This is a genomic window from Corynebacterium sp. H128, from assembly GCF_037482625.1.
Lineage (GTDB): Bacteria > Actinomycetota > Actinomycetes > Mycobacteriales > Mycobacteriaceae > Corynebacterium.
This window is the reverse complement of record NZ_JBBHKW010000008.1, coordinates 63,641-88,607: the sequence shown is the minus strand read 5'-3', so window position 1 is coordinate 88,607 and position 24,967 is coordinate 63,641. Positions and strand designations below refer to the sequence as shown.

The 24,967-nt window shown below is 57.9% G+C and carries 14 protein-coding genes, 1 tRNA gene and 2 pseudogenes; 13 read left to right on the top strand and 4 right to left on the bottom strand.

What is annotated here, in order from left to right; all coding sequences use genetic code 11:
* Positions 1–139: 139 nt before the first annotated feature.
* Positions 140–1,750 (bottom strand): ABC transporter substrate-binding protein, encoded by a 1,611-nt coding sequence (locus WG915_RS08610; protein WP_339564971.1) that lies wholly within the window; start codon positions 1,748–1,750, stop codon positions 140–142.
* A gap of 272 nt (positions 1,751–2,022) precedes the next feature.
* Here WG915_RS08610 and WG915_RS08605 point away from each other — a divergent pair, with 272 nt between their 5' ends.
* From WG915_RS08605 to nagB, 5 genes are read left to right on the top strand one after another with little or no spacing between them, the layout of a single operon-like run.
* The gene (locus WG915_RS08605; RefSeq protein WP_339564970.1) at positions 2,023–2,730 is read left to right on the top strand and encodes a FadR/GntR family transcriptional regulator; all 708 of its coding nucleotides are present in this window, start codon (positions 2,023–2,025) and stop codon (positions 2,728–2,730) included.
* Positions 2,723–3,628: an ROK family protein gene (locus WG915_RS08600; RefSeq protein ID WP_339564969.1), complete on the top strand. Its 906-nt coding sequence runs from the start codon at positions 2,723–2,725 to the stop codon at positions 3,626–3,628. Before WG915_RS08605 ends, WG915_RS08600 begins: the two co-directional genes overlap by 8 nt.
* A 3-nt stretch (positions 3,629–3,631) precedes the next feature.
* Entirely contained in the window at positions 3,632–4,324 is a 693-nt protein-coding gene (locus WG915_RS08595) for a putative N-acetylmannosamine-6-phosphate 2-epimerase (protein WP_339564968.1), read from the top strand.
* On the top strand, positions 4,317–5,453 hold the full coding sequence (locus WG915_RS08590) for an N-acetylglucosamine-6-phosphate deacetylase (RefSeq protein ID WP_445227813.1): 1,137 nt from the start codon (positions 4,317–4,319) through the stop codon (positions 5,451–5,453). The genes WG915_RS08595 and WG915_RS08590 overlap by 8 nt, the downstream gene beginning before the upstream one ends.
* A gap of 2 nt (positions 5,454–5,455) precedes the next feature.
* Positions 5,456–6,226 (top strand): glucosamine-6-phosphate deaminase, encoded by a 771-nt coding sequence (gene nagB / locus WG915_RS08585; protein ID WP_339564967.1) that lies wholly within the window; start codon positions 5,456–5,458, stop codon positions 6,224–6,226.
* A 92-nt stretch (positions 6,227–6,318) separates the two neighbouring features.
* Here nagB and WG915_RS08580 read toward each other — a convergent pair whose 3' ends face one another.
* Both WG915_RS08580 and WG915_RS08575 read right to left on the bottom strand, forming a co-directional pair.
* Positions 6,319–6,675, bottom strand: coding sequence for a DUF3817 domain-containing protein (locus tag WG915_RS08580; RefSeq protein WP_339564966.1), 357 nt, complete (start codon positions 6,673–6,675; stop codon positions 6,319–6,321).
* A 2-nt stretch (positions 6,676–6,677) separates the two neighbouring features.
* On the bottom strand, positions 6,678–7,070 hold the full coding sequence (locus WG915_RS08575; RefSeq protein WP_339564965.1) for a hypothetical protein: 393 nt from the start codon (positions 7,068–7,070) through the stop codon (positions 6,678–6,680).
* Positions 7,071–7,151: 81 nt separating this feature from the next.
* On the opposite strand from WG915_RS08575, the gene WG915_RS08570 reads away from it, so the two are divergent.
* A tRNA-Leu gene (locus WG915_RS08570) sits at positions 7,152–7,233 on the top strand.
* A gap of 106 nt (positions 7,234–7,339) precedes the next feature.
* On the opposite strand, the gene WG915_RS08565 is transcribed toward WG915_RS08570, so the two are convergent.
* Positions 7,340–7,966, bottom strand: coding sequence for an RraA family protein (locus tag WG915_RS08565; protein WP_339564964.1), 627 nt, complete (start codon positions 7,964–7,966; stop codon positions 7,340–7,342).
* Between the two features lie 108 nt (positions 7,967–8,074).
* Here WG915_RS08565 and WG915_RS08560 point away from each other — a divergent pair, with 108 nt between their 5' ends.
* The 7 genes and pseudogenes from WG915_RS08560 (at position 8,075) to grcA2 (ending at position 24,963) form a co-directional block, all read left to right on the top strand.
* Entirely contained in the window at positions 8,075–8,260 is a 186-nt protein-coding gene (locus WG915_RS08560) for a hypothetical protein (RefSeq protein ID WP_339565019.1), read from the top strand.
* A 210-nt stretch (positions 8,261–8,470) separates the two neighbouring features.
* Complete coding sequence (locus WG915_RS08555; RefSeq protein ID WP_339564963.1) at positions 8,471–17,419, top strand: fatty acid synthase subunit beta domain-containing protein; 8,949 nt, start codon at positions 8,471–8,473, stop codon at positions 17,417–17,419.
* Between the two features lie 1,199 nt (positions 17,420–18,618).
* Positions 18,619–19,938 carry an HAAAP family serine/threonine permease gene (locus WG915_RS08550; RefSeq protein WP_339564962.1) on the top strand — a complete coding sequence of 440 codons (1,320 nt, stop codon included), beginning with the start codon at positions 18,619–18,621 and terminating at the stop codon, positions 19,936–19,938.
* Positions 19,939–19,973: 35 nt separating this feature from the next.
* Entirely contained in the window at positions 19,974–21,359 is a 1,386-nt protein-coding gene (locus WG915_RS08545; RefSeq protein WP_339564961.1) for an L-serine ammonia-lyase, read from the top strand.
* 102 nt (positions 21,360–21,461) lie between these two features.
* The gene (locus tag WG915_RS08540; RefSeq protein WP_339564960.1) at positions 21,462–22,316 is read left to right on the top strand and encodes a helix-turn-helix transcriptional regulator; all 855 of its coding nucleotides are present in this window, start codon (positions 21,462–21,464) and stop codon (positions 22,314–22,316) included.
* A 244-nt stretch (positions 22,317–22,560) separates the two neighbouring features.
* A pseudogene (locus WG915_RS08535) lies at positions 22,561–24,411 on the top strand (pyruvate formate lyase family protein); the annotation flags it as partial.
* Positions 24,385–24,963 (top strand): annotated as a pseudogene (gene grcA2, locus WG915_RS11625) (autonomous glycyl radical cofactor GrcA2). The pseudogenes WG915_RS08535 and grcA2, both read left to right, overlap by 27 nt.
* Positions 24,964–24,967 lie beyond the last annotated feature (4 nt).

The window sequence follows — 24,967 nt, the reverse complement described above, 5'->3', positions numbered from 1 at the left end:
TTCCCGCCCAACTTCTTGCGATGGGCAGTGCTCAACGTCAAAGTTCGTGTGTCACGGGCCGACCGGCCCAGAAAGGTTGCCTTTACAGGTGAAGGTGCAGCTAGCGGGCCGGCCGGTGAATTGACTGCTGAAGTCTGGACTACTTGGTGGTAGCGACATCCAGGAAGGAAAGGCCGGTCAGTGAGATCGGCTTGAAATCAATCAGAGTGGACTTGTCCCAGGCCGTGGTGCTCTTGCGGTGGAACAATGGGTAGAGCGGGATGTTTTCCGAGATCTTGTCTAACAGCTCGGCCCACTTCTTATCTTGGACTGATGTGTCGGTTGCCTTGAGACCCTCATCCAGCAGTTGCTGGACTTCGGTGTAGCTTTCGCTGCCCTTCCAGTGCATGCGGCTATCGGTCCAGGTGTCGCCTGCGTACCACCAGCGCATCAGCAGATCTGGGTCGGTACCAAAGACAGATGGGTCGCCTGGTGCAATGACCACGTCGTATGCTTCCGGCTTGCCATCGATGGTGTTGTAGACATCCGAGGACTTCTTCTCGATGAATTCCACCTTGATCCCCACGCCGGTGAGGGACTGCTCGATGAGTGGGGTACACTTCTTGACCCAGTCGTGGTCAGTGCACAGCAGGCGCATTTCCGTCAGTCCAGTTTCGGCGAACAGCTCCCGTGCCTTTTCTGGCTTGAACGAGTAGACGTTCTTTGCTTCCTTGTAGTTCGGGTGCTCCTTGTGGAGGAAGCTGGTGGCGGCGGTGGCCTGGCCGAGCATGCCGGTCTCGATGATCTTGTTCATATCGAGGGCATACATGAAGGCTTGGCGATTCTTCACGTCGTTGAATTTGCTGTTTGGCGAGCAGTTGAACATCGCGAACAGCAGGCCGAAGCCCTGGACTGATTCTACCGTGGAAACTGCCTTCAGCTGCTCGACGGAGAGATACGGCACGGAGTCGATAGCCTGTACAGTCTTAGACTGAATGGCGTTGGTGCGGGTGGAGGCGTCTGGGATGATCTGCCAATTCATCTTCTTGGCCAGCGCTGGCCGTGGACCGTTGTATGCGTCAAAACGCTCGAACTGAATGTTCTTGGACGTACCACCGTTATCTGTCATCTTGTAAGGCCCGGAACCTATTGGCTTGGCGGCGAATGCTTCGGCACCCGCTTCTACAGCCTTCTTAGGGACGATTTTGACCACGGCGAGGCGATCGGCAAAGACGCCGGTTTCGTGCTTGAGGGTGAACTCAACAGTCTTCTCATCCTTGGCAGTCACCTTTTCGATGAATGGGATGAAGGATGCGTAGAGAGACTTATTTGCCTTGTCTAAGACGCGCTCGAAGGAGAAGACGACGTCTTCGGCGGTCACTGGGCTGCCGTCATGGAACTGTGCGCCGTCGCGGAGGACAACCTCAGCGGTGGTGCCGGAGGCCTTTGGCATGTCCTTGGCCAGGGCTGCATTGACCTTGCCGGTTGCCGGATCCATTTCGGTCAGGCCTTCGAGGGTGTGCCAGTTGGCTGCCACGGTAAGGGCCGCGGTGGTGCTCATCGGGTCGTAGCCGTTAGTTCCGAGCTCGTAGGAGATCGCTGCGGTGAGGGTGCCGTCAGCCTTCTTAGCGCTTGGGTCGGCTGCGGGGGCATTGCTGCCACCGTTTTGAGCGGGGCTGCCACAAGCGGCGAGAGTGGCGGAGAGTCCGGCGGCGGCGCTGAGCGCTCCGGTGATCTTCATGAAATCGCGACGGGAGTATGCGCGGGTCATGGTGCTTCCTTTCGTGGAGTCTTCCATTTCCTTGAGAAGGCGATGGAAAACGATTTCTGCCGATTTGCAGTTATGGGGTAGTAAATTCTGGCAAACGAGTCACCGTCCACCAGTGGATAAATACAGCATACGTCAGACGTCCGATGTTGTACAGGATTTCTGCTAAAGTCAATTGGGAAAGCAAAATCCTGCGAGTAAGTCTTACGGGGCCGTCGATGAGCAGGCGGAATCGCCGAGTAATGTGGCCCTCCCAATGACCAAAAGGAACAGCAATGTCAAAGGTGCTTGGAAAACCCAAGCTCAATCCCACAGTTACGGAGATTGAGAACTATATTCGTGATAATTCTCTCAAGCCCGGAGATATGCTCCCCTCAGAAGCCGCACTGTGCGAGCTGCTAGAAGTTTCCCGAAGCTCAGTTCGTGAAGCCATGCGTACCCTTGCTTCGCTCGATGTAGTGGAGATCCGCCACGGGCACGGCACTTATGTTGGGCAGATGTCGCTCGCCCCCTTGGTGGATGGGCTCACACTGCGACTGACCATTGATCAAGACAGTGCCCTGCGCAACCTCAAACAAGTGGTGGATACCCGCATCGCATTTGATCAATTCAATGCGCCGAAACTTATCATTGCTTACCGCCAGCATCCCACGGATCGACTACGTGAAATCGTTGCTCAGATGCAGGAGTGCTTTGAAAAAGGTGAATCCATCACCGAAGCTGACGGCCGATTCCATGAAGAGCTCAACAGCAAACTCTCTAACCAGCTCATCCAAGAGCTATATATGGCGCTATGGAAAGTGCACACCAAGGCAGTGCCCCAACTCAAGCTGGATCGCGAAAGAGACTTGCGGGATACCGTTGACGCACACCTCAGCATGGTTGAAGCTCTTGAAGCAGGGGATGAGGCGCAGCTCCTCCGCACTCTTGAAGTCCACTATGGCCCCCTCAAGCGCATGATCGAAGAGAAGATACATGACTGATTTTTATGCCTGCATAGACATTGGTGGCACCAAGATTGCCTATGCGCTTATCGACGCCACCAACCCGACCACCGTGCTCAACACCGGACGCACCCCAACACCGTCCCATGACGTCATGGCTGCCGTGCTGCAGGTGCTTCGCCAATTGTCAGAAGATGCCGCGGCGCGCAAAGGCATCATCCGGGCCATCGGAGTGGGCGCGCCAGGAGTGATTGACCCATTCGAGGGTCGAGTCGTGTCTGCAGGACCGACCATGCCCGGGTGGGCTGGCACGAGCATTGCAGACGCCATTCGCGCCGAATTCGATATCCCGCTGGCTATCCATAACGATGTCCGCATCATGGGGCTCGGTGAATCCGTCTTCGGTGCCGCCCAAGGGGTAGCCAACACCTTGTTTGTCAGTTTGGGAACCGGAGTGGGGGGCGCACTTGTTCGTGGCGCACGCCTCATCGATTCACCGCACCATACTGCGGGGGAGCTGCGGGCAATTCTCGGGCGAGTCCCCAATGGGCAGGCTGCACCGGTGGAAGACTTTGCTTCCGGGCCGGGCTTGGCCCGGAGTTATAACGAACTGACCGGCAGTGACATTCAACTCCCCGAAATCATGCAGCGCTATCACGCAGGTGAAGAAAGCGCCCGCGCGGTGGTGAGCGGCAATATGATCGCCCTTGGGGAGGCTCTCGCGGGTTTTGCCTCAGCGATCGACATAGATGCCCTCATCATTGGCGGCGGTGTCGGCGCCATCGGCGCCCCGATCTTGGAACCAATTATCGCAGGCTTCCGGCAGCACGCGCTGCACCCAATAGATACCATCCCAATTCTGCCGGCCCAGCTGGGCACCAATGCGCCACTCGTGGGCGCCGGGTACTTGGCCAGCTTGGCTTGCAAAGGAGAATAACCAGTGAACAGCACCACCTTCTTCGATACCGTTCGAGGCAGTCTCATTGTGTCCGTACAAGCCCCCGATGGGCATCCGCTCCGCGACACGCGCACCATGGCCTTTCTTGCGAAAGCCGCCGAGGCAGGAGGAAGCACCGCAATCCGTTGCGGTGGCTACGGCGGGCTCGCAGATATTGAGGCCATCTCGAATGCGGTTAGCCTGCCGGTCATCGGGTTGACTAAGGAAGGCGATACCGGCGTGTACATCACTCCTTCCGTGGCTTCGGCAGTGGCCGTCGCCAAGGCGGGCGCCACTGTGGTCGCCATTGATGCCACTTCTCGTCCCCGTCAGGATGGCTCTACTTTCGCCGAGCAGGTCCACGCCGTGCACGAAGCGGGAGCGCTAGCAATGGCAGATATCGCAACTGCGGAGGAAGCCGTGGCCGCACATGAGGCTGGTGCGGATCTGATTTCCACGACCCTGGCTGGGTACACGGAACATCGGCAGAAGACGAACGGGCCGGACTTGGAGCTGATTAAGGAGATCCGCACCCACCTCGGTGACCAGGTGTTCCTTATCGGTGAAGGACGCTTCCACAGCCCAGACCACGTCCGGCTAGGCCGGCAAGCGGGCGCAGACGCCATCATCGTTGGCACCGCAATTACCGATGTCGCCTGGGTTACCAATCAATTTGTGGTGGCTGCTCATGACTGAGTCATTCCTGGCCACAGTGGTGCTGCCGGGCGCAGACCTAGGCACGCACAACATCACCATCTCCGATGGCACCATCGTGGGCATGGAAGCCGTCGACGCACCTGCGGAACTAATTGCTTTTCCGGGGCTCGCCGATATCCATACGCATGGTGCCGCGGGGGAGTCTTTTCCCAGCTCAGATCTCGAGGGCTGTTTGGCTGCCGCGCGTTACCACCGCAGCAATGGCTCGACGACGCTGCTCGCCTCTACGGTGTCACTACCAGAGGAACGGCTGCTGCCGCAGTTGAGCCTGCTTGCCGACGTCGTGGACATGGGAGCCATTGATGGCATCCACGCGGAGGGGCCATTCGTCAACGCTTGCCGCTGCGGAGCTCAAGATCCAGCTGCGATCATCCCCGGTGACCCCGATCTATTGCAGCGCATGATCGAGGCCTCCCGTGGTCAGCTACGATCCATCACCTTTGCCCCAGAGACAGAAAACGTAGAAGAACTCATCGGCTTGTGCGCGGACAACAATGTCATTGTTTCGCTGGGACACACTGATGCCACCGCACCGGAAACCGCGGCGATCATTGCGTATGCCGTCAAGCGGGGTGCGAGCGTAACGGCGACTCACCTGTTCAATGCGATGCCACCGCTGCATCACCGTAGCCCTGGTGCCGTCGCTGCACTCCTCGAGGCGGCTGCCGCCGGAGAAGCGACGGTTGAACTCATCGCCGATGGGGTTCACCTCGACGATGCAACAGTAAACATGGTGCTGAATCTAGTTGGCCCGGAGCGGGTGACCTTCGTCTCTGACGCCATGGCCGCAGCTGGTAAGGCTGATGGGCAGTACACCCTGGGCGCGCTCGATGTGACTGTCGCGGATGGTGTCGCGCGCCTGAGCACGAGTGATGGTTCAGAAGGTGCTATTGCAGGTGGCACGTCGCGAATCATTGATCAATTGCGTCGACAAGCACGCGCCGGGCGCCCCCTGGCAGAAATCCTTAAGGCCTGCACCAGCGGGCATCACCTAGTAGGTCAGTCGCACCGCGCGAGCATCGCGCTGAACACGCCGGCAAACTTCGTCCTGTGCGACTCGAACTTGCAGATCACCCGGGTATTCCGGGACGCAGAAGAAGTAGGTTAACAGTGGAAATTGTCATCACCGAGCGCCCGGAACTGGTCGCGGCGGACATCATCGAATCATATGCGCGGGCAGGGAAAACTCTCGGGTTAGCCACCGGTTCCACGCCGGTAAAAACCTATCAGGAATTAATCCGGCGTCACCGCGAGGAGGGGCTGAGCTTTGCTGATTGCAAGGCATTCCTTTTGGACGAATATGTCGGTTTGCCTCGAGAGCACGAACAAAGCTACTTCCGTACGATCCGCCGCGAGTTCACCGAAAGCGTCGATATCAACGATTCGGCAGTGCGCAGTCCCGACGGCACCAGCGCAGATCCGTTGATGGCTGGGGCGGCTTACGACGCTGCCATCAAGGAGGCCGGTGGCGTGGATCTGCAGCTCCTCGGAATTGGTTCCGATGGTCACATCGGGTTCAACGAACCTGGGTCATCACTGGCATCGCGCACCCGCCTGAAGACGCTGCATCCGCAAACGATCCGGGACAACGCGCGATTTTTCGACGGCGATGAAGACCAAGTGCCACGCCATGTGCTCACACAGGGGCTGGGGACGATTCTAGAAGCTGGACATCTCTTGCTGATCGCCACTGGTGCTGGGAAGCAGGAGGCCGTGGCAGCACTGGTGGAAGGGCCACTATCGGCCTGGTGTCCAGCCTCGGTATTGCAGTTGCACCCACACGCTACCGTCGTGCTCGATTCGGCGGCTGCCGCAGCCCTAAAGAATCGTGACTACTACCGCTTTGCTTTGGATAACAAACCAGCAGGCCAAGGCTTCTGAAGGCGAACTGAGTAGCTAGCTGTAGAAAAACTTGCGATCCGAAAGTCCCAACGGCAGTCACCCGGGGGCTTTCGGATCGCTTCGCTCTTTAACTAGAGCTGGTACTGGGCGGTTACTTCCTTGCGACGGCGATGTTCGGCGACGAAGGAGAGGAAGGGAATCGTCCCCGCGAGCGCAGTAGTGATCCACTTCAGCGGCTCCCAGCGGGCGTTAATGCCGAGGTTAACGGTAGTGACCAGGTAGATCATGTAGAACAGGCCGTGAGCCTGCGCAACATAGAAGAACCAGCCCGGGGCATCATCAGGAGACGGCAGAATGAGGTACTTATAAACCATCTCTGAGACCAAAATCAGAAGCCAAATGCCCGTTACGAAGGCTGCGATGGAGAACATCTTCAGCGCCTTAGCGACGCGGGCCTTGCGTTCTGGATGGACCTGTGGAGTAGTCATGTTTATCCTTGTCGTTTTCTGCGTCGAGGTTCGTTCAGTGCGTTGAACTCCTCAACGTTAATCTGCGGGCGCTCGGGCAGGAATTCTTCGTCGATCTCTGTTATTTCACCCTGTTCGGCCCGCTTTTGCTTTTCAGCTTCTACCGGGGCCACGCCAGTGGTTTCCAGTTCCTGCTCCAACTGAATGTACCGCCGGTAGGCATAGACAATGAAGAAACCGAAAGCAGGCCACTGGATAGCGTAACCGAGGTTTTGGAAGGTGCCGGAACCTGCGCGGAACCTAGTCCACTGCCAGTAGGCGAGTCCTAACGTGGCCAGCACCGCCAAGGTGACAAACACAATGTGCGATGCTTTGACCCGTGTTTGAGGCTTTTTAGGTTCGACATCTTCACTCACAAAGCAATAGTGTACCTGTTGTGCCTGCAAGAGCCACGATTTTAGCTGTGTGACTTCGCCGTGTACCATGTTAATGACCACGGGCTTGTGGCGGAATTGGCAGACGCGCTGGATTTAGGTTCCAGTGTCTTAGGACGTGGGAGTTCAAGTCTCCCCAGGCCCACAACGAGCGGTCATTGGATCGCAACTGCTAGCGGCCACCCAATCAAGTGCGGGTGGCCGCTAGTGTTTTGCTTTTTGGGTAGGGGGCTTCCCGGAAACGAAGTAAACTACTCCGGCAATCCTTCGAAGTCTCCTGCGGCTGCTAGCGCTGCACGTACTTTTGCGCGGTGGTCTTGAGTCCACGCAGCTAATCCAGCCTCGGCTTCGGCCGCTTCTTTATCCGCAGCTTGAGCCATGATCTCAGCTGCTTGATCGGCGGGCATGACTACGATGCCGTCTTCATCGGCGACTACGATGTCACCGTTGTGTACGCGGACCTCGCCCACGGTGACAGTCTCGGCTGGAACGAGAGCTTTTTTGGTGCCGGGTTTTGGGTAGAGTCCCCGGGCATACACTGGCAGGCCGAGCTCTCGGATTTCTTCGACATCACGAATATTGCCGTCGATGACAAAACCGGCAATGCCCCGCTGTTGGGCTACTGCGCATACGTTGCCTCCAGCGACAGCTGCCGCAGTGTCTCCAGCATGGCAGACGATGATATCGCCGGGCTGGGCGCGGTAAATGGCCGCGTGCATCATCAGATTGTCGCCGGGGCCGCATTGTGCGATGTATGCGGGGCCTGCGATGCGTGGTGTGCCGTCAATGAGCGGCCGAATACCGGAATCCATGACGGCGGAGTCTTCGACGACATTGGCCAGTCCGGTGGTGCCTACGGTGGGGAGTGATGTGGTCATGCGCGGCCCTTTGGAATTGGAGTCATAATAATAAGGAATAGTGACGCAGATCCCAATCTAGCGAAAACTAGGCCGGTCAGTAGGCTAAAGCTGGGGCAAGGAGGAGAAATGAGCATTTCAAGGCATATTGACGAATACTTGGCGGAGCGAGGCATCGTGCAGTCCGATGCGGTTGTTCCGGAAAGTGAATGCCAGGTCTTTGACGGTGACGTGGAATTACCTGGCGAAAGTCTCGAGCAAGTGCGCGGGCTAGTGCTCGAAGTTCTCGATTCTGAAGAACACCCCCAAATGTAGGGGAGCTGGTCGGGAATTACTTTTTATCCCGAAAACATATTTCAACCTGCAAAAAGCATGGCCGAACAGTTTCGACACGCTAACTAACTCTCGTGTAAACATGACGGTTTCCTCACGATCTGTGGCATATTTGCTTGCGTTATCCCGCACATCTGGGAGAAGTGCACCTAAAGGCGCTTGCAATACCCGCCCAAAGAAAGAGGAAATTACGTGACTGAGCAGCACATTCTGCGAGTAGCAGGCGAAAACCGCCTCATTGATGAACTCGCTGAGACGCCATTTGCCCTGGTGTTCGCAGGCCAAGGCTATGATTGGCTCGCCAGCCTACGGACATCAATGTCTGCAGGCGCCGCTCGTCACATCGCGGAAATTGTTCGTGAGGCAGCAGCGAAACTCACTCCGGTAGCAGATGAGATCGCAGCAGCACGCCCTTTCGGTTTCGACCCTGTGAATTGGGCCGATTCCGAGCAGCCACCACTGATTGACACGACCATGGCGTCGATAAGCGTTCCTGGCATTCTCACGGCGCAGCTTGCCACCCTCATGACCTTGGAAGCGCAGGGGCTAGACGTCGAGGCGGCGCACACTGCGCTGGGGCATTCGCAGGGCATCCTCGGGGCCTACGCGCTGCGCGACCTCACCCGCGCGGCCGAGTTTTTGGCAATTGCGCAGCTGATAGGGGCCGCCGGCAGCAAAGTAGCCCGGGAACTGCGCCTGGTCGCCGACGGTGAAACCAGCCCAATGTTGTCCATTCAGGGCATCGCACGTGAACAGCTATCCCAGGCGATTCAGGGCACCAACATTGAGATTGGCCTGCGTAACGGTCGCAACTGGTTTGTAGCCGTAGGGGCCCCAGCAGAGTTGCGCGCTCTCAAAGCCAAGCTGGAAAAGCTGGCCGCGAAAGATGCCCGCGAGATCGAGCAAAAGAAGCGTGGCGGCGCGCCATTCGCCCCGAAGTTTGCCTTCCTCAACGTGCAGATCGCTTTCCACCATTCTCAGATGCAGCCAGCGGTTGAGCTAGCTACCGCTTGGGCGCAGCAGGCTGGGTTGGATGCGAATCTCGCTAATGAGCTGGCCGGGCGTACCTTCGTCGTAGTCGAAGATTGGGTGACGGAGGTAACCGAGGCCGTCGATGATGGGGTGCGGTGGCTACTCGACGTTGGCCCAGGCGAGGGCGTATCTGCGTTAAGCAACCAGATCGTCTCCGGGCGCGGGGCAGCCGCTTTGAGCATCGGCACCCACACCGGTCAGTCCGCGCTTTTCGACGCCGGCAGCGCCCCAACTCTGCCAACTCGTTACTGCGATTTCCTTCCGCGCCTTGAAAACGGGCGCGTTGTTACCAAGTTCACCGAGCTCACGGGCCGCAGCCCGATGCTGCTTGCCGGAATGACTCCGACCACAGTTGACCCAGAGATCGTCGCGGCCGCTGCCAATGCTGGCCACTGGGCAGAGCTTGCCGGAGGTGGTCAGGTCACCCCGGAGATTCTCGATGCGAACATCGAAAAGCTCGATTCGCTGTTGAACCCGGGGGTTAATGCCCAGTTCAACTCCATGTTCTTGGATCCATACCTGTGGCAGATGCAGATTGGCGGCAAGCGCCTAGTGCAGAAAGCCCGGCTCAACGGCGCCCCGATCGATGGCATCGTCATCACCGCGGGTATCCCCGAGTTTGACGAGGCTGTAGAGCTCATTCACGAGCTGCGCGGTAACGGCTTCCCCTGGATCGCATTCAAGCCAGGAGCCGTCAAACAAGTCCGTCAGATTCTGGAAATCGCACGCGCGGTCCCTGAAGTTCCGATCATCTTGCATGTCGAGGGTGGCAAAGCAGGCGGGCACCACTCCTGGGAAGAGCTTGACGAGCTTCTGATCGCTACTTACGGCATGATCCGCGACACGGAAAACACCGTTCTCTGCGTCGGCGGTGGCATCGGCACCCCGGAGCGCGCCTCCGATTACCTGCTAGGCACCTGGTCCGAAAAGTACGACCTGCCGGCTATGCCTGTCGACGGCATCTTGATCGGTACCGCCGCCATGGCGGCTAAAGAAGCGAAGACCTCCGAATCCGTCAAACAGCTGCTCGTAGAGACCAAGGGGCAGGACGAATGGGTCGGTGCAGGTAAGGGCGCTTTTGGAATGGCCTCGGGCCGCTCCCAGCTTGGTGCTGATATCCACGAGATCGATAACTCCTTCGCACAGTGCGGACGGCTATTGGACGAGGTTGCCGGCGATGCCGCAGCAGTTGCTGAGCGCCGCGAGGAGATCATCGCTGCCATGGCCAAGACCTGCAAGGTGTACTTCGGTGACCTAGCTGAAATGACCTACGAGAGCTGGCTGAACCGCTACTTGGAGCTCTCCGGCCCGGTGGACGGTCAGTGGACCGATGTCTCCTGGAAGAACCGCTTTGCACAGATGCTCGAGCGCACCGAATCCCGCCTCATCTCGCAGGATCACGGCGAGTTCGAGCCACAGGTGGAGCTGAGAACAGACCCGGCTGCTGCCGTCGCAAAGCTCAGTGAGCTTTACCCAACTGCTGACCTGCTACACCCAGCAGACATCGCGTGGTTCCTCGGCCTGTGCCGTACCCCGGGCAAGCCGGTGAACTTTGTGCCGGTCATCGATAAGGACGTGCGTCGCTGGTGGCGTTCAGACTCCCTCTGGCAGGCACACGACGAGCGCTACAGCGCTGACGAAGTTTGCATCATTCCCGGACCTGCAGCGGTAGCGGGAATCACCAAGGCCAATGAACCGATCGCGGAACTGCTCGCGCGCTTCAACCAGGCCACTATCGAGCGCCTCGGTGAAGGCATCGAAACAGTGCAGACCGCCACCGAGCGGGTATTGGCCGCAGACGGCACCTATTGGGCTGGCCGCAACACCGCATCTATGGTGGCCCGCCTTGGAGACCTAGCTGCCTGGGAGCTAAGCGAAACCCGCGACTCGGCCACCCACGCGCCAACAGGTGCTGCCATCTGTGACCTCGATGCGGACCACGCAGAGTTGACAGTGCCGCTGTCCGGTTCCACCGCGCCAGGCACCACCGCTGAGCTGAAGATCCGATTCACCTTGCCGGAAGGCGCGGGCGTGCCGGCAGTGACTCAAGCGGACGCGGAAGCCGCCATGGGGGAACTCACCCGCATCGCGGCGGGCGGCGAATTGGCGGAAATCAAGGATGGTTCAGCGCAGTGGCACACCGAGCTTTCGCTTGAGCACATCGCCGACTACAACAATGTCACCGCTGCCTACTTGGATCGCACCGTACGCCCCGGAGGCACCGCCCCCGACGTCATCGTGGGCCTGGCTTGGCCGGCAATCTTCTCAGCTGTGAAGTCTGCCGTTATCCCCGGCACCGACTCCGCTTCAGTTGTTGAAGGCATGCTGTCCTTGGTCCACCTGGAACACCACATCAAACTGGTGGAAGCTCAGCCGGATGCGCTGCCAACCCGCAGCGTCCCTATCCGCGTTGAAGCCACCGCAGACGAGGTGTCTGATACTGATATGGGTCGCGTCGTAGTGGTGCGTGCTCGGGTCTACGCCACCTATCCTGATCGAGGAGAATGCCTCGCAGCGGAGCTATCCGAGCGCTTTGCCATCCGCGGCCGCAACGGCAAGACCACTGCCCGCACTAACACTTCGGTATTCCCAACCGTCGTCGATACGCCACGCTCCTTCCGCGCCTACGCCAAGGTGGTCGCCCCGACCTCGATGAAGCCATTCGCGGTGGTATCCGGAGACCGCAATCCGATCCACGTTTCCAATGTGGCTGCCTCCTTGGCCGGGCTGCCAGACGGCGTCATCGTCCACGGCATGTGGACCTCAGCTATCGCCGAACTCATCGCATCCTCCGGCTTTGAGGGCTCTGAGCCAAAGAAGGTGATTGAATACACCGCCACGATGCTGGCACCGATCCTGCCGGGGGCGGAGATCGAGTTCACCGTGAAGCGCGCGGGCGTCGATAAGCGCGCAGGCTTCGGCGAAGTCCGTGAGATCGTTGCCAAGGTGGATGGCACCATGGTCATGACCGGCACTGCAGTCATGGCCGCACCAACCACCTTCTACGCCTTCCCAGGTCAGGGCATCCAATCGCCAGGAATGGGTATGGCTGCTTATCAATCATCCGCAGCGGCTCGCGATATCTGGGATCGCGCTGATGCGCACACCCGCGCGAAACTCGGCTACTCCATTCTGGAGATCGTCCGAAACAACCCACAGGAAGTGATCGTTCAGGGCGAGAAGTTCCAGCACCCCGACGGTGTGCTGTACCTGACCCAGTTCACCCAGGTAGCCATGGCAACGCTGGGATGTGCTCAGGTTGCTGAGATGCGCGAAGCTGCGGCGCTCAACCAGCGTGCCTACTTCGCAGGCCACTCCGTCGGCGAGTACAACGCCCTCGCAGCCTATGCCGGCGTGCTCTCCCTCGAAGCCGTGTTGGAAATTGTTTATCAGCGTGGACTGACCATGCACCGGTTGGTGGAGCGCGATGAACGGGGCGTTTCCAACTACGGCCTGGCAGCGCTGCGCCCCAACAAGATGGGCATTTCCGCTGCGGACGTGTTCCCTTATGTTGCCAAGATCGCTGAACAGTCGGGCGAGTTCGTTGAGATCGTGAACTACAACATTGCCGGTGTCCAGTACGCTGTTGCCGGCACTCGCGCCGGACTCGCAGCACTGGCGGCCGACGCCGAGAAGCGGGCACCAGGGCAGCGTGCCTTCATCCAGATCCCAGGCATCGACGTTCCCTTCCACTCCTCACACTTACGGGACGGTGTAGGCGCATTCCGCGATCATCTGGATTCCTTGATCCCGCATGAGATCGACCTGGACATCCTGGTTGGCCGCTACATTCCCAACCTGGTTGCGCGCCCGTTTTCTCTCGAGCGGGACTTCGTGGTGGCCATGACCGAGGTGGTCTCCAGCCCGCTTCTCGACGCCATCCTTGCCGACTACGACGGTGCCCGAGCAGATGAACAACAGCTCGCACGCACCCTCCTCATCGAGCTCCTGGCCTGGCAATTCGCCTCTCCAGTGCGTTGGATCGAGACGCAACACTTGGCACTGACGTCACTCGATGTGGAGCGCTTCGTAGAGGTAGGCGTGGGATCTGCGCCGACTATCGCGAACATGCTCGGCCAGACCCTACGCCTACCGCAGTACCGCGATGTAGACATCGAGGTGCTCAACGTTGAGCGCGATGCCACCACAGTATTCGCCACTGATGCCATTACTCGCGAAGTCGAAGCGGATACAGACCTGGAAACAGCAACACCGGCAGCCTCCGAGAACGTTGCGGAGGCACCTACCGAAGCTCCTGCCGTCGTAGCACCAGCTGCAACCGGGGGACCACGCCCGGAGGACATTGCTTTCACCCCATCCGACGCTACCGAGATGCTCATCGCAATCTGGACCAAGGTGCGCCCAGAGCAAATGGGGGCAAGCGATTCCATTGAAACGCTGGTAGAAGGCGTTTCCTCTCGCCGTAACCAATTGTTGCTGGACCTCGGCGTGGAGTTCGGATTGGGCGCCATTGATGGTGCTGCCGATGCGGAACTGGAGGACCTGAAGAATACTGTTTCCCGCATGGCCAAGGGCTACTCTGCTTTCGGCCCGGTGCTTTCCGATGCTTCCGCAGATGCCCTCCGCCGCATCACCGGCCCGACCGGCAAGCGCCCGAGCTACATTGCCGAACGCGTCACCGGTACGTGGCAGCTCGGCCCGGGTTGGGCCGACCATGTCCAGGCAGCGGTAGTGATGGGGGCTCGGGAGGGCTCCTCCCTGCGCGGCGGTGACCTAGCTTCGCTGAGCCCTGCCACCCCAAGTAACGCTGCTGAACTCGATGCGCTCATCGACGCCGCAGTACAGGCCGTAGCGGCGCGCCGGGGCGTTTCCGTTGCGTTGCCATCGGCAGGAGGCGCTGGCGGTGGAGTCGTAGATTCCGCTGCGCTCGGCGAGTTCGCTGAGGCCGTGACCGGTCGTGAGGGTGTCCTTGCGGAAACTGCTCGCACAATCTTGTCCTCCCTGGGGCTCAATGAAACGCATCAGAATGAGCTCGCTGAGCAGGATGACAGCGTGGCACTCTTTGAGCTCGTGTCTAAGGAACTGGGTTCGGACTGGCCACGTCAGGTGGCCCCGTCCTTTGACGCGAACAAGTCAGTGCTCCTCGACGACCGTTGGGCCTCTGCTCGCGAAGACATCGCCCGGTTTGCGTTGGGCGAGCTCACCGAGATTGATGTGACTGGCGCAGGCGAGGCCGTCGCTAAGCAGGCAGAGTACTTCGGTCTGACGGAGCTGGCGGCACAAGCACGTTCGACTGAAGCCTTGGAGTACGCCGGGGATCTAGCGGTAGTGACGGGCGCGTCCCCGAACTCCATTGCGGCCGCTGTCGCAGCAGGGCTGCTCGCAGGTGGCGCTACGGTCATCGTGACTACGTCGAGCCTGAGCCACGAGCGCCTCGAGTTCTACAAGAACCTTTATCGCAGCGCTGCCCGCGGTCAGGCTGCGCTGTGGGTTGTTCCAGCTAACCTGTCCTCTTACCAGGATTTGGATGCCATCATCGAATGGATTGGTACTGAGCAGACGGCTACGGTCAACGGTGCTAAGAAGGTGCTGAAGGCTGCACTGGTTCCGACTTTGCTGTTCCCATTCGCGGCACCTCGCGTTTCCGGTTCCCTTGTGGATGCTGGCCCGCAGGCCGAGAACCAGATGCGACTGCTGCTCTGGTCAGTTGAGCGGCTCATCGCGGGGCTGTCCGCAATCGGCGTCGATACTGAGATCGGCAAGCGCTTGCATGTGGTGATTCCAGGTTCGCCGAACCGTGGTCGTTTCGGTGGCGACGGTGCCTACGGCGAGTCCAAGGCCGCCCTTGACGCGCTGGTTACCCGCTGGCATGCAGAACCTGTCTGGGGCGCTCGTACCTCCCTCGTCCACGCTCTCATCGGTTGGGTGCGCGGCACTGGCCTCATGGGCGGCAACGATCCGCTGGTCGATGCTGTGGAGTCGGCTGGCGTGCGCACCTACGCTACCTCTGAGATCGCCGAGGAGCTGCTCTCTCAGATCGAGCCAACGGTCCGTAAGTCTGCTGCGCAGGATCCGATCACCAAGGACTTCACCGGTGGTCTCGGCGAGGCGGATTTGGATTTGGCTGAGCTGGCACGAAATGCGGCTGCAGCAGCTGTCGAAGCGGAGGATGTGGAGGAACCACGCACGCTCAAGGCGCTGCCTACCCCGTACCGCCGATTCGAAACCACCACGCCGTCCTTCGAGGTAACGCAACGCCTCGAAGACATGGTGGTCATCGTTGGTGCTGGCGAGCTGGGCCCGTATGGATCTGCCCGGACGCGTTTCGACGCCGAGCTGAACGGTGACCTCTCCGCCGCTGGCGTCACCGAGCTGGCATGGTCCATGGGGCTGATCCACTGGGATGAGGATCCAAAGCCAGGTTGGTACGACGCTTCCGATGAACCGGTGGCAGAAGAAGAGATCTTCGAGCGTTTCCACGACGAGGTTCTTGCTCGTGTCGGCGTGCGCCAGTACCACGATGACTTCGGCATGGTGGATAACCTCATGCCGGAGCTGACTACCGTCTACCTGGACCGCGACCTGAGCTTCAATGTCTCCGATGAGGCTGCCGCCCGCACCTTTGTAGATTCGGAACCCGACACCACCACGGCTCACTTCGACGCAGAGGCAGGGGAGTGGATCGTGACCCGTAAGGCAGGCTCCGCGGTGCGTGTGCCACGCCGAATGGCGATGTCCCGTTTCGTCGGTGGCCAGATCCCTGAGGGATTCGATCCATCGGTTTATGGCATCCCAGCTGACATGATGGACAACCTGGACCGGGTTGCCGTCTGGAACCTGGTATGCACGGTGGATGCCTTCCTGTCCAGCGGTTTCACTCCGGCGGAAATCCTGCGCTCATTGCACCCAACCCGGGTGTCCTCGACACAGGGAACAGGCATGGGTGGCATGGCCTCTCTGCGTTCCTTGTTCATCGACGGCATGCTCGCTGAGCCACGGCAGAATGACATTCTGCAGGAAGCACTACCGAACGTGATGGCTGGCCACGTCATGCAGTCCTACGTAGGCGGCTATGGACAGATGATCCACCCGGTCGCCGCGTGTGCCACGGCAGCAGTGTCCGTAGAAGAAGGCATGGACAAGATTCGCCTTGGCAAAGCCGATTTTGTGGTTGCCGGCGGCTTGGATGATCTGTCCATGGAAGGCATCACCGGCTTCGGCGACATGGCAGCCACGGCAGACTCTGGTGAGATGCGAGGCAAGGGAATCGAGGACAAGTTCTTCTCCCGCGCCAACGATCGTCGTCGCGGCGGATTCGTTGAATCCGCAGGTGGTGGCACGATTCTGCTGGCGCGTGCCTCGGTAGCAGCTGATCTTGGGCTACCAGTGCTCGGTGTCGTGGCCTTTGCCGAATCCTTTGCCGATGGCGCGCATACCTCTATCCCGGCTCCTGGCCTCGGTGCGCTGGGTGCTGCGCGTGGAGGTACGGATTCTCGATTGGTCCACGCATTGGCTGCCGTGGGCGTTAGCGCTGATGAAATTGCGATTATTTCCAAGCATGACACCTCGACAGAAGCCAATGATCCGAACGAATCTGATCTACACACTCGCATCGCAGGCGCGATCGGTCGTACTGAGGGTAATCCACTGTTCGTGATCTCCCAGAAGGCCCTAACCGGCCATGCAAAGGGTGGTGCTGCGGCCTTCCAGATGATAGGGCTGACTCAGGTGCTGCGTTCTGGCGTGGTTCCGCCAAACCGTTCCCTGGACTGCGTGGATCCTGCTTTGGCAAAGAACGAACACTTGGTGTGGTTGCGTACTGCGCTTGACTTGCGTAGTCGTGCACCAAAGGCTGGTCTGGTTACCTCTCTGGGCTTCGGACACGTATCTGCGTTGATCGCCATCGTGCATCCGGCTGCGTTTGAGGCTGCTTTGGGCTCCCGACTGGCATCCTGGCAGGCCGCGGCCGCAGACCGCGAGGAGGCCGGTTTGCGCCGCGTCCTCGGCGCCATGCACGGCGGCGCTGCGCTCTACGAAAAGCCCGTTGATCGCAACTTGGGTGGCACCGGCGCGGTGGCCAAAGAACGCGAGGCAGCGATGCTGCTCTCCGAATCCGCGCGGCTTATCGACGGCGTGATGCAGGCATAGCCCGGACGGCGGCGCAGCCCCGCCCCCGATGCCTTAGCTGCTAGGGGCGGGGAGCGGGGCTTGTTGTTGTGTCGCGGTGGGCGCGAGCGCTGGGGGCGTCGAAAAGCACGGGCCTACCCGGCGATCTCCCGGAGCGCGGCTACTTGTTTTTGGGTTTGGTTGTTTCTTGCGGTTGTTTGAGCTGTAAACCAGCCCCAAGGCTCCACCTAGGAATACGACAATTCTGACGATGAGCCGGGTCATTTGTTTCCTTCGGAACTAGCCGTACTTCGCGATGTATGTGATTGTTCCAGCTTCTCCTAGCGCTACTAGTAGGTTTAACACTCGACGCACACCGACTGCTGCCAATAAATGGGCGAACGACCAGCTGGCAATAGTTCCGATCTACCGTCTGAGTTGGATTGCGGCGCTCTGGGAGAACCGGTGGCGCTGATTGCAACTGTTTTGCTCCCCGTCCATCTTGGTAACGGAGCGTGATCTCTCCAGAGTCGTTGTTGAGAGTGCGAACAGTAATTCAAGGAAAAGCCATTTTCGGTGACCCCGCCGCGGTTACCGTCGAGAAACTTTGGTGCGTCATCTTTTGCCAAATGGGGTTTCTTTGCCTAAGGCTATCGTCTGTTATGGATGGCGTGAAGTGCGCAAGGGGAGTGATGCGAAAACTTGTGCTCGTTTTAACTCATTGCCGACCACATCGCGGCGATGTAACGGGATGTTCGGCGATCGCACGGCCTAGTTTTCTCGATTTGGGGCTGACATTCCGGTCGAATCGAAGCCAAAGGAGTCGGCACAGCTCAAATTTGCGAGCAAATTTTGCAGAAATGTACGGCTGCGAGAATTTGCGCGGGAAGCCAATGCAAAATTCTCATTGCAAAATATGTCCCAGACTCAAAAAGTGCAAAAGAACTAACAATGTTCACCAATGGGACTATGTGTTGAAGTTATTGCAGCTAGAACGGTATAAATGGTGCGTTTTTCGTTGAAATCTAAGGTGTAGGACTCCTCGTGCTCCTGTTCAACAATGTGAAAAAGGTCGCAAAAGGGCCCTAAATGTTAAAAAGATTTTCGCAAACTGGACAAACTCGACTAGTGTGAAACATGTCAGTTGAGAAATTATTTGTGCTTCACATCACGAACGTCGAAGGGTAGACAAGTGAAATGCAAAGTTTCTCTTAACTCCGCACTCGATCGGAAAACCCCTCATGTCAATCGCAATCAAGCCAGATGGCTCCAAGATGGATGACGCCCCATCCGCAAACTCCTCCAGTTCCGCCCCTAAATGGAATAAGGGCGACACCGTATGGATGCTGAGCCTCTTCGGCACCGCCATCGGCGCTGGCGTTCTGTTCCTCCCAATCAACGCAGGCGTCGGCGGCATTATCCCGCTGCTCATCATGACCTTCGTTGCATTCCCAATGACTTTCTGGGCACACCGCGGCCTCACCCGCTTCGTCCTTTCCTCCTCTTCTGAGGGCGGAGACCTCACTGAGGCAGTGGAAGAGCACTTCGGTCCAAAGGCCGGCATGGCCATGACCATCCTGTACTTCCTCTCGGTGTACCCAATCCTCCTCGTCTACTCCGTGACCATCACTAACACGGTGGCCTCCTTCATGCAGCACCAGCTCCACATGGCGGTTCCACCACGTGGGCTGCTGTCCCTCATCCTCGTCGGTGGTCTCATCGTCATTGTTCGCTTCGGTGCGAATGTCGTGGTCAAGGTCATGTCTGTCCTGGTCTTCCCATTCATCGCGATCCTGGTTGCCCTCTCGCTGTACCTGATCCCACAGTGGACCGGCGCGCTGTTCACCACCTTCAACCTTGAGTCTGTCGCCGCAGCCTCGGGCCACGGACTCGCAGTAACCCTCCTGCTGCTCGTGCCAGTGATGGTGTTCTCCTTCAACCACTCGCCAATCATCTCCTCCTTCGCCAAGGAGAACAAGAAGATTTATGGTGCTCACTCCGACAAGAAGACCGGCAAGATCCTTGCTGCAGCTGAACTGCTCATGGTCGTCGTAGTTATGCTCTTCGTCTTTTCCACCGCGCTGTCCCTCACCCCAGCGAACATTGCAGAAGCAAAAGAACAGAACATCACCATCCTGTCCTACCTTGCTAACCACTTCGATGACCCAGTGATCGGTTGGGTTGCCCCGATCGTCGCAATCATCGCCGTCGCAAAGTCCTTCCTGGGCCACTACCTCGGTGCTGCAGAAGGTTTCGAAGGCATCGTCAAGCGCGTATCTGCAGGAAAAGGCCCTCAGGGCAAAGCACTGGAAACTTTCACCCTCGTTTTCATGCTCGTCACTGCATGGCTCACCGGCTGGGCTAACCCATCTATCCTGGGCATGATCGAGACTCTGTGTGGCCCAACGATCGCCATCCTTCTCTTCCTCCTGCCTCAGTACGCAATGATGAAGGTCCCTGCCCTGAAGCGCTTCAGCGGCCACTTCAGCAACTACTTCGTCTGGCTCATCGGCTTCATTGCCGCCGGCACCATCGTTTACAACATCATCCAGGCTTTCTAGTTCGAGCATCAGGAAAGAAACGGAAGTGAATCAAGATGTTCATTAGCATCTTCGAAATGTTCAAGATCGGCATCGGCCCCTCAAGCTCTCACACCCTGGGCCCAATGAAGGCAGCAAAGGCCTTCGTCGACGAGTTGGAATCAAGTGAGCTCATCGATGTGGTCGATCGGGTTGAAGCGGCTGTATACGGTTCCTTGTCCCTCACCGGAAAGGGACATGCGACAGATGACGCCATCATCATGGGCCTTGCTGGCTTCGAACCAGAGACGGTGGACATCGATCAAATCCCTATCTTCTTGGACACCGTACGTGCTACCAGCAAGATTCAAATTGGTAGCAGCCAAAAGGAAGTGGACTTTGATGGCGAAAACGGCATCATCTTCCACAATGACTTCCACCCTGCACACGAAAACACCATGTCGGTCACTGCCTACCGCGGTGATGAAGTCATTTTGACCAAGGCATACTGCTCGATCGGCGGCGGTTTCATCGTGCCGGCGGACGAAGTAGGCAAGCGCTGTACCACGCACCAACCAGTTCCATACCCATTCCCAACTGCCGATACCATGCTGCGTCTGTGTGAGAAGCACAACATCAGCATCCCAGAGCTCGCCATGGCGAACGAGATCGAAGCCCATGGGGAAGCCGCTGTTAAGGCACACATGGCCAAGGTGTGGAACGTCATGCAGGAAGCAACCGAACGCGGTGAAAAGGCCGAAGGTGTTTTGCCTGGGCCAATGCGTATCCCTCGCCGTGCAAAGGCGCTGAAGGAACGCCTGGAATCCCATCAGGAAACCGGTAAAGTCGGCCCACTGACCAGCGTCAACTGGGTAAACATGATTGCAATTGCAGTCTGTGAAACCAATGCTTCCGGTGGTCGCGTGGTGACTGCTCCAACTAATGGTGCCTGTGGCGTTGTGCCAGCTGTTTTGGCTTACTACAACGAGTTCATCGCCCCAGTTGGTGAGAAGGAATACGCAGATTACTTCCTCACCTGCACGCAGATTGGTGCACTGTACAAGATGAATGCGTCCATCTCTGGTGCAGAGGTTGGCTGCCAAGGCGAAGTTGGCGTGGCTTGTTCTATGGCTGCCGCAGGTCTGGCTCAACTGCTCGGTGCCACCCCTGAGCAGGTTTGCATCGCTGCGGAAATCGGCATGGAACACAACCTCGGCCTCACCTGTGATCCGATCTGCGGGCAGGTACAGGTTCCTTGTGTGGAAAGAAACGCTATCGGTGCTGTAAAGGCGATCAACTCAGCCACTATGGCTATGAATCGCGAGTCTGCTCCAGCAGTTTCCCTCGATGCGGTCATCACAACGATGTACGCAACGGGCAAGGACATGAGCTACAAGTACCGTGAAACCTCCTCCGGCGGTTTGGCGAAGGTCGTATTTCCCGTACTTCTTCCATGCTCATAGGGGTAAGGTCTACCCAATAAGGACGATTGAGAGCGTGTAATCGGCGGGCTGTATAGCCCGCCGATACCTATACCGAAATCGACGCCAAAAAGAGTGAAGACAATGAAATTTGCACCCAGATCAATGAAGAGCCTACTCACCTCGCCCCCGGTGAAGGATCGGCGCGACCTTTATGCTCGCTACGTTCCGCTAGTGGAGTTTTTGGGGCAAGCAGTCGGGCCCAACTGTGAGATTGTGCTGCACGATCTCACGGTTCCGGACGAGTCGATTATTGCCATCGTTAATGGCCACATCAGCGGTCGGAAAATGGGCGGGCCGGTCACAAACTTCGCGCTATGGTTCATGCGTCAAGGGGCGAGTTCCTCCGTGCCTTACGTGGCCGGGTATCGAGCAGTCAATGGAGTTGGGCGCATTTGTCGTTCTTCCAGTTATTTTATCCGAGATGAAAACGATGAGCTTATCGGAATGATTTGCACCAATGTTGATATCACTGACTTCGTGCAATTTCAGCGTTTTATCGGACCGCAAATTGGTGGCGCCTCGCCGGTAATTGCGGAGGGCTATGAGCAGTTTGTTGATGACCTGCCAATTCCAGATCCAATTTCGGATCAATTTGGGCAACCTGATGCATTTGATGGATTGCCTACAATCGACGAAGTTAAGCAGCGGGCCGTTGAAGAAATGACGAGCAACATGCAGGAGGCTGACTCGCAAGATGCCACAATGGAAAACCTGCATTCCAACCTAGATACTCTGTTTGAGTCCATGCTCAGTTCGGTACTTGTGAAGCATGGTGCGGATGTGGATAACCTTAGTCTTGATGATCGGTTGCACATTGTCGCCGAGCTGGACGATGCAGGATTCTACCTGCTCAAGGGTGGAATTTCGGCGACCGCAACCAAGCTGGGCGTCTCGGAAGCCACGGTGTACCGCTACTTGGTTCGAGTGCGAGGATAGCGGCTCGATGTGGTGGGGGATTGGGGCTGATCCCGTTAACTGCCAGGCGCTGAAAAAAATAGTGGCCCGAACTGGATCTGAATCGATTCTGCGGATATAATGGACACATTAGATCCGCTAACTTCACATTGCCCCGTTTGAGGCGGTTAAAGCTGTGTGAGTGCGTTGACTTGAAAACTTAATTGGTCGCTGAAAAGTGATCAACTATCTAAAACTTTGAGATTGACAAATATCTCAAAAAAATATGCTTCCCAACCTGAAAGGTTATTATTTTATGGGTAAGTTTAATGTTGAAAGCTCGGACGTTGCATGGGAGGGTTTCACCCCCGGCAATTGGGTTGAAGAAATCGATGTCCGTGACTTCATTCAGCGCAACTACACGCCATACGATGGCGATGCTCAGTTCCTTGCTGAGCCAACCGAAAAGACCAAGCGCGTTTGGGAACACCTAGATTCCACGTACTTGGCCGCAGAGCGTGAGCGCCGAGTGTACGACATCGATACGCACACCCCGTCCGATATCGACGCCTTCCCAGCTGGTTACATCTCTGAAGATGATGACGTTGTCGTCGGCTTGCAAACCGACGAGCCAACCAAGCGTGCCATGATGCCTAACGGTGGCTGGCGCATGGTTGCGCAGGCAATCAAGGAAGCCGGCAAAGAGCCGGATCCAGAAGTTGCCAAGATCTTCACTCGCTACCGCAAGACCCACAATGATGGTGTCTTCGACATCTACACCCCACGTATTCGCGCGGCTCGTTCCTCGCACATCATCACCGGTCTGCCGGATGCCTATGGCCGTGGCCGTATCATCGGCGATTACCGCCGCGTCGCGCTCTATGGCGTAGATGCACTGATTCAGGAGAAGACGGAAAGCCGTGACAGTGTTGCGGATATGCCATTCAACGAGGACTGGGCACGCTTCCGCGAAGAGCACTCCGAGCAGATCAAGGCTCTGAAGAAGCTGAAGGCGATGGCTCAGTCCTACGGCTTCGACATCTCCGGCCCAGCCACCACCGCTAAAGAAGCTGTGCAGTGGACCTACTTTGGCTACCTCGGTTCCATCAAGTCCCAGGACGGCGCCGCAATGTCCGTCGGTCGCCTGTCCGCATTCCTCGATGTCTACTTCGAGCGCGATCTGGCCAAGGGCCTGATCACGGAAACTGATGCACAGGAGATCATCGACCAGCTCGTTATCAAGCTGCGCATCGTCCGCTTCCTGCGTACCGAAGACTACGACCAGATCTTCTCTGGCGACCCATACTGGGCCACCTGGTCCGATGCAGGCTTCGCTGACGACGGCCGTCATATGGTCACCAAGACCTCGTTCCGTCTGCTGCAGACCCTGGTAAACCTCGGCCCATCCCCAGAGCCAAACATCACCATCTTCTGGGATCCTGAGCTTCCTGAGGGCTACAAGAAGTTCTGTGCTCACATCTCCATCGAGACCTCCTCGATCCAGTACGAGTCAGACAAGCAGATCCGCGACAAGTGGGGCGACGATGCAGCCATCGCATGCTGTGTCTCACCAATGCGCGTCGGCAAGCAAATGCAGTTCTTCGGCGCACGCGTCAATGCTGCGAAGTCCCTGCTCTACGCAATCAACGGCGGCCGTGACGAAGTCTCCGGCAAGCAGATCGTAGAAGGCTTTGCTCCAATCGACGGCGACGGCCCACTCGACTTCGATGAGGTCTGGGCTAAGTACGAGGACATGCTGGACTGGGTAATCGGCACTTACGTCGAAGCCCTGAATATCATCCACTACTGCCACGACAAGTACGCTTACGAGTCCATCGAAATGGCGCTGCATGACTCCGACATCCTGCGCTCCATGGGCTGCGGCATTGCAGGTCTGTCCATCGTTGCAGACTCCTTGGCAGCAATTAAGTACGCTAAGGTCACCCCGATTCGCGACGAAACTGGTCTCGTAGTGGACTACAAGACCGAGGGTGAGTTCCCGCTGTACGGCAACGACGACGACCGTGCCGACGACATTGCCGCCACCGTTGTCCACACCGTGATGGAAAAGATCAAGGCCATCCCGATGTACCGCAATGCCCTGCCAACCATGTCTGTCCTGACCATTACCTCCAATGTGGTCTACGGCAAGGCAACCGGCGCGTTCCCATCCGGCCACAAGGCTGGCACCCCGTTCGCACCAGGTGCAAACCCAGAAAACGGTGCTGATAACCACGGCATGGTCGCTTCGATGCTGTCCGTGGGCAAGTTGGACTACAACGATGCTCTCGACGGCATCTCGCTGACCAACACGATCACGCCATCCGGTTTGGGACGTACGTCAGAAGAACGCATCACTAACCTCGTTGGTGTGCTGGATGCTGGCTTCATCATGGACCCTGCCAACTAACCACTTCCTAAGAAGGAGATCACTCTAATGGCTACACATACTTTCGACGAGCGCCTCGAGAACATGAAGAAGAACCGTGCGGAGCACAACATGGAGGCTGGTCTGTACCACGCCAACATCAACGTGCTTGATCGCGCAACCCTTGAAGATGCTGTCGAGCACCCAGAGAAGTACCCAAGCTTGACCGTTCGTGTTTCTGGCTACGCAGTGAACTTTGTGAAGCTGACCAAGGAACAGCAGCTTGACGTCATTTCCCGTACCTTCCACGAAGGATCCTAAAGCT

Bases quoted from the DNA above. Each gene is read 5' to 3' on its own strand.
- WG915_RS08610 (WP_339564971.1), bottom strand. From the start codon at position 1,750: ATGACCCGCGCATACTCCCGTCGCGATTTCATGAAGATCACCGGAGCG.
- WG915_RS08605 (WP_339564970.1), top strand. From the start codon at position 2,023: ATGTCAAAGGTGCTTGGAAAACCCAAGCTCAATCCCACAGTTACGGAG.
- WG915_RS08545 (WP_339564961.1), top strand. From the start codon at position 19,974: ATGTTCATTAGCATCTTCGAAATGTTCAAGATCGGCATCGGCCCCTCA.
- WG915_RS08600 (WP_339564969.1), top strand. From the start codon at position 2,723: ATGACTGATTTTTATGCCTGCATAGACATTGGTGGCACCAAGATTGCC.
- WG915_RS08540 (WP_339564960.1), top strand. From the start codon at position 21,462: ATGAAATTTGCACCCAGATCAATGAAGAGCCTACTCACCTCGCCCCCG.
- WG915_RS08590 (WP_445227813.1), top strand. From the start codon at position 4,317: ATGACTGAGTCATTCCTGGCCACAGTGGTGCTGCCGGGCGCAGACCTA.
- WG915_RS08565 (WP_339564964.1), bottom strand. From the start codon at position 7,966: ATGACCACATCACTCCCCACCGTAGGCACCACCGGACTGGCCAATGTC.
- WG915_RS08560 (WP_339565019.1), top strand. From the start codon at position 8,075: ATGAGCATTTCAAGGCATATTGACGAATACTTGGCGGAGCGAGGCATC.
- WG915_RS08550 (WP_339564962.1), top strand. From the start codon at position 18,619: ATGTCAATCGCAATCAAGCCAGATGGCTCCAAGATGGATGACGCCCCA.
- WG915_RS08580 (WP_339564966.1), bottom strand. From the start codon at position 6,675: ATGACTACTCCACAGGTCCATCCAGAACGCAAGGCCCGCGTCGCTAAG.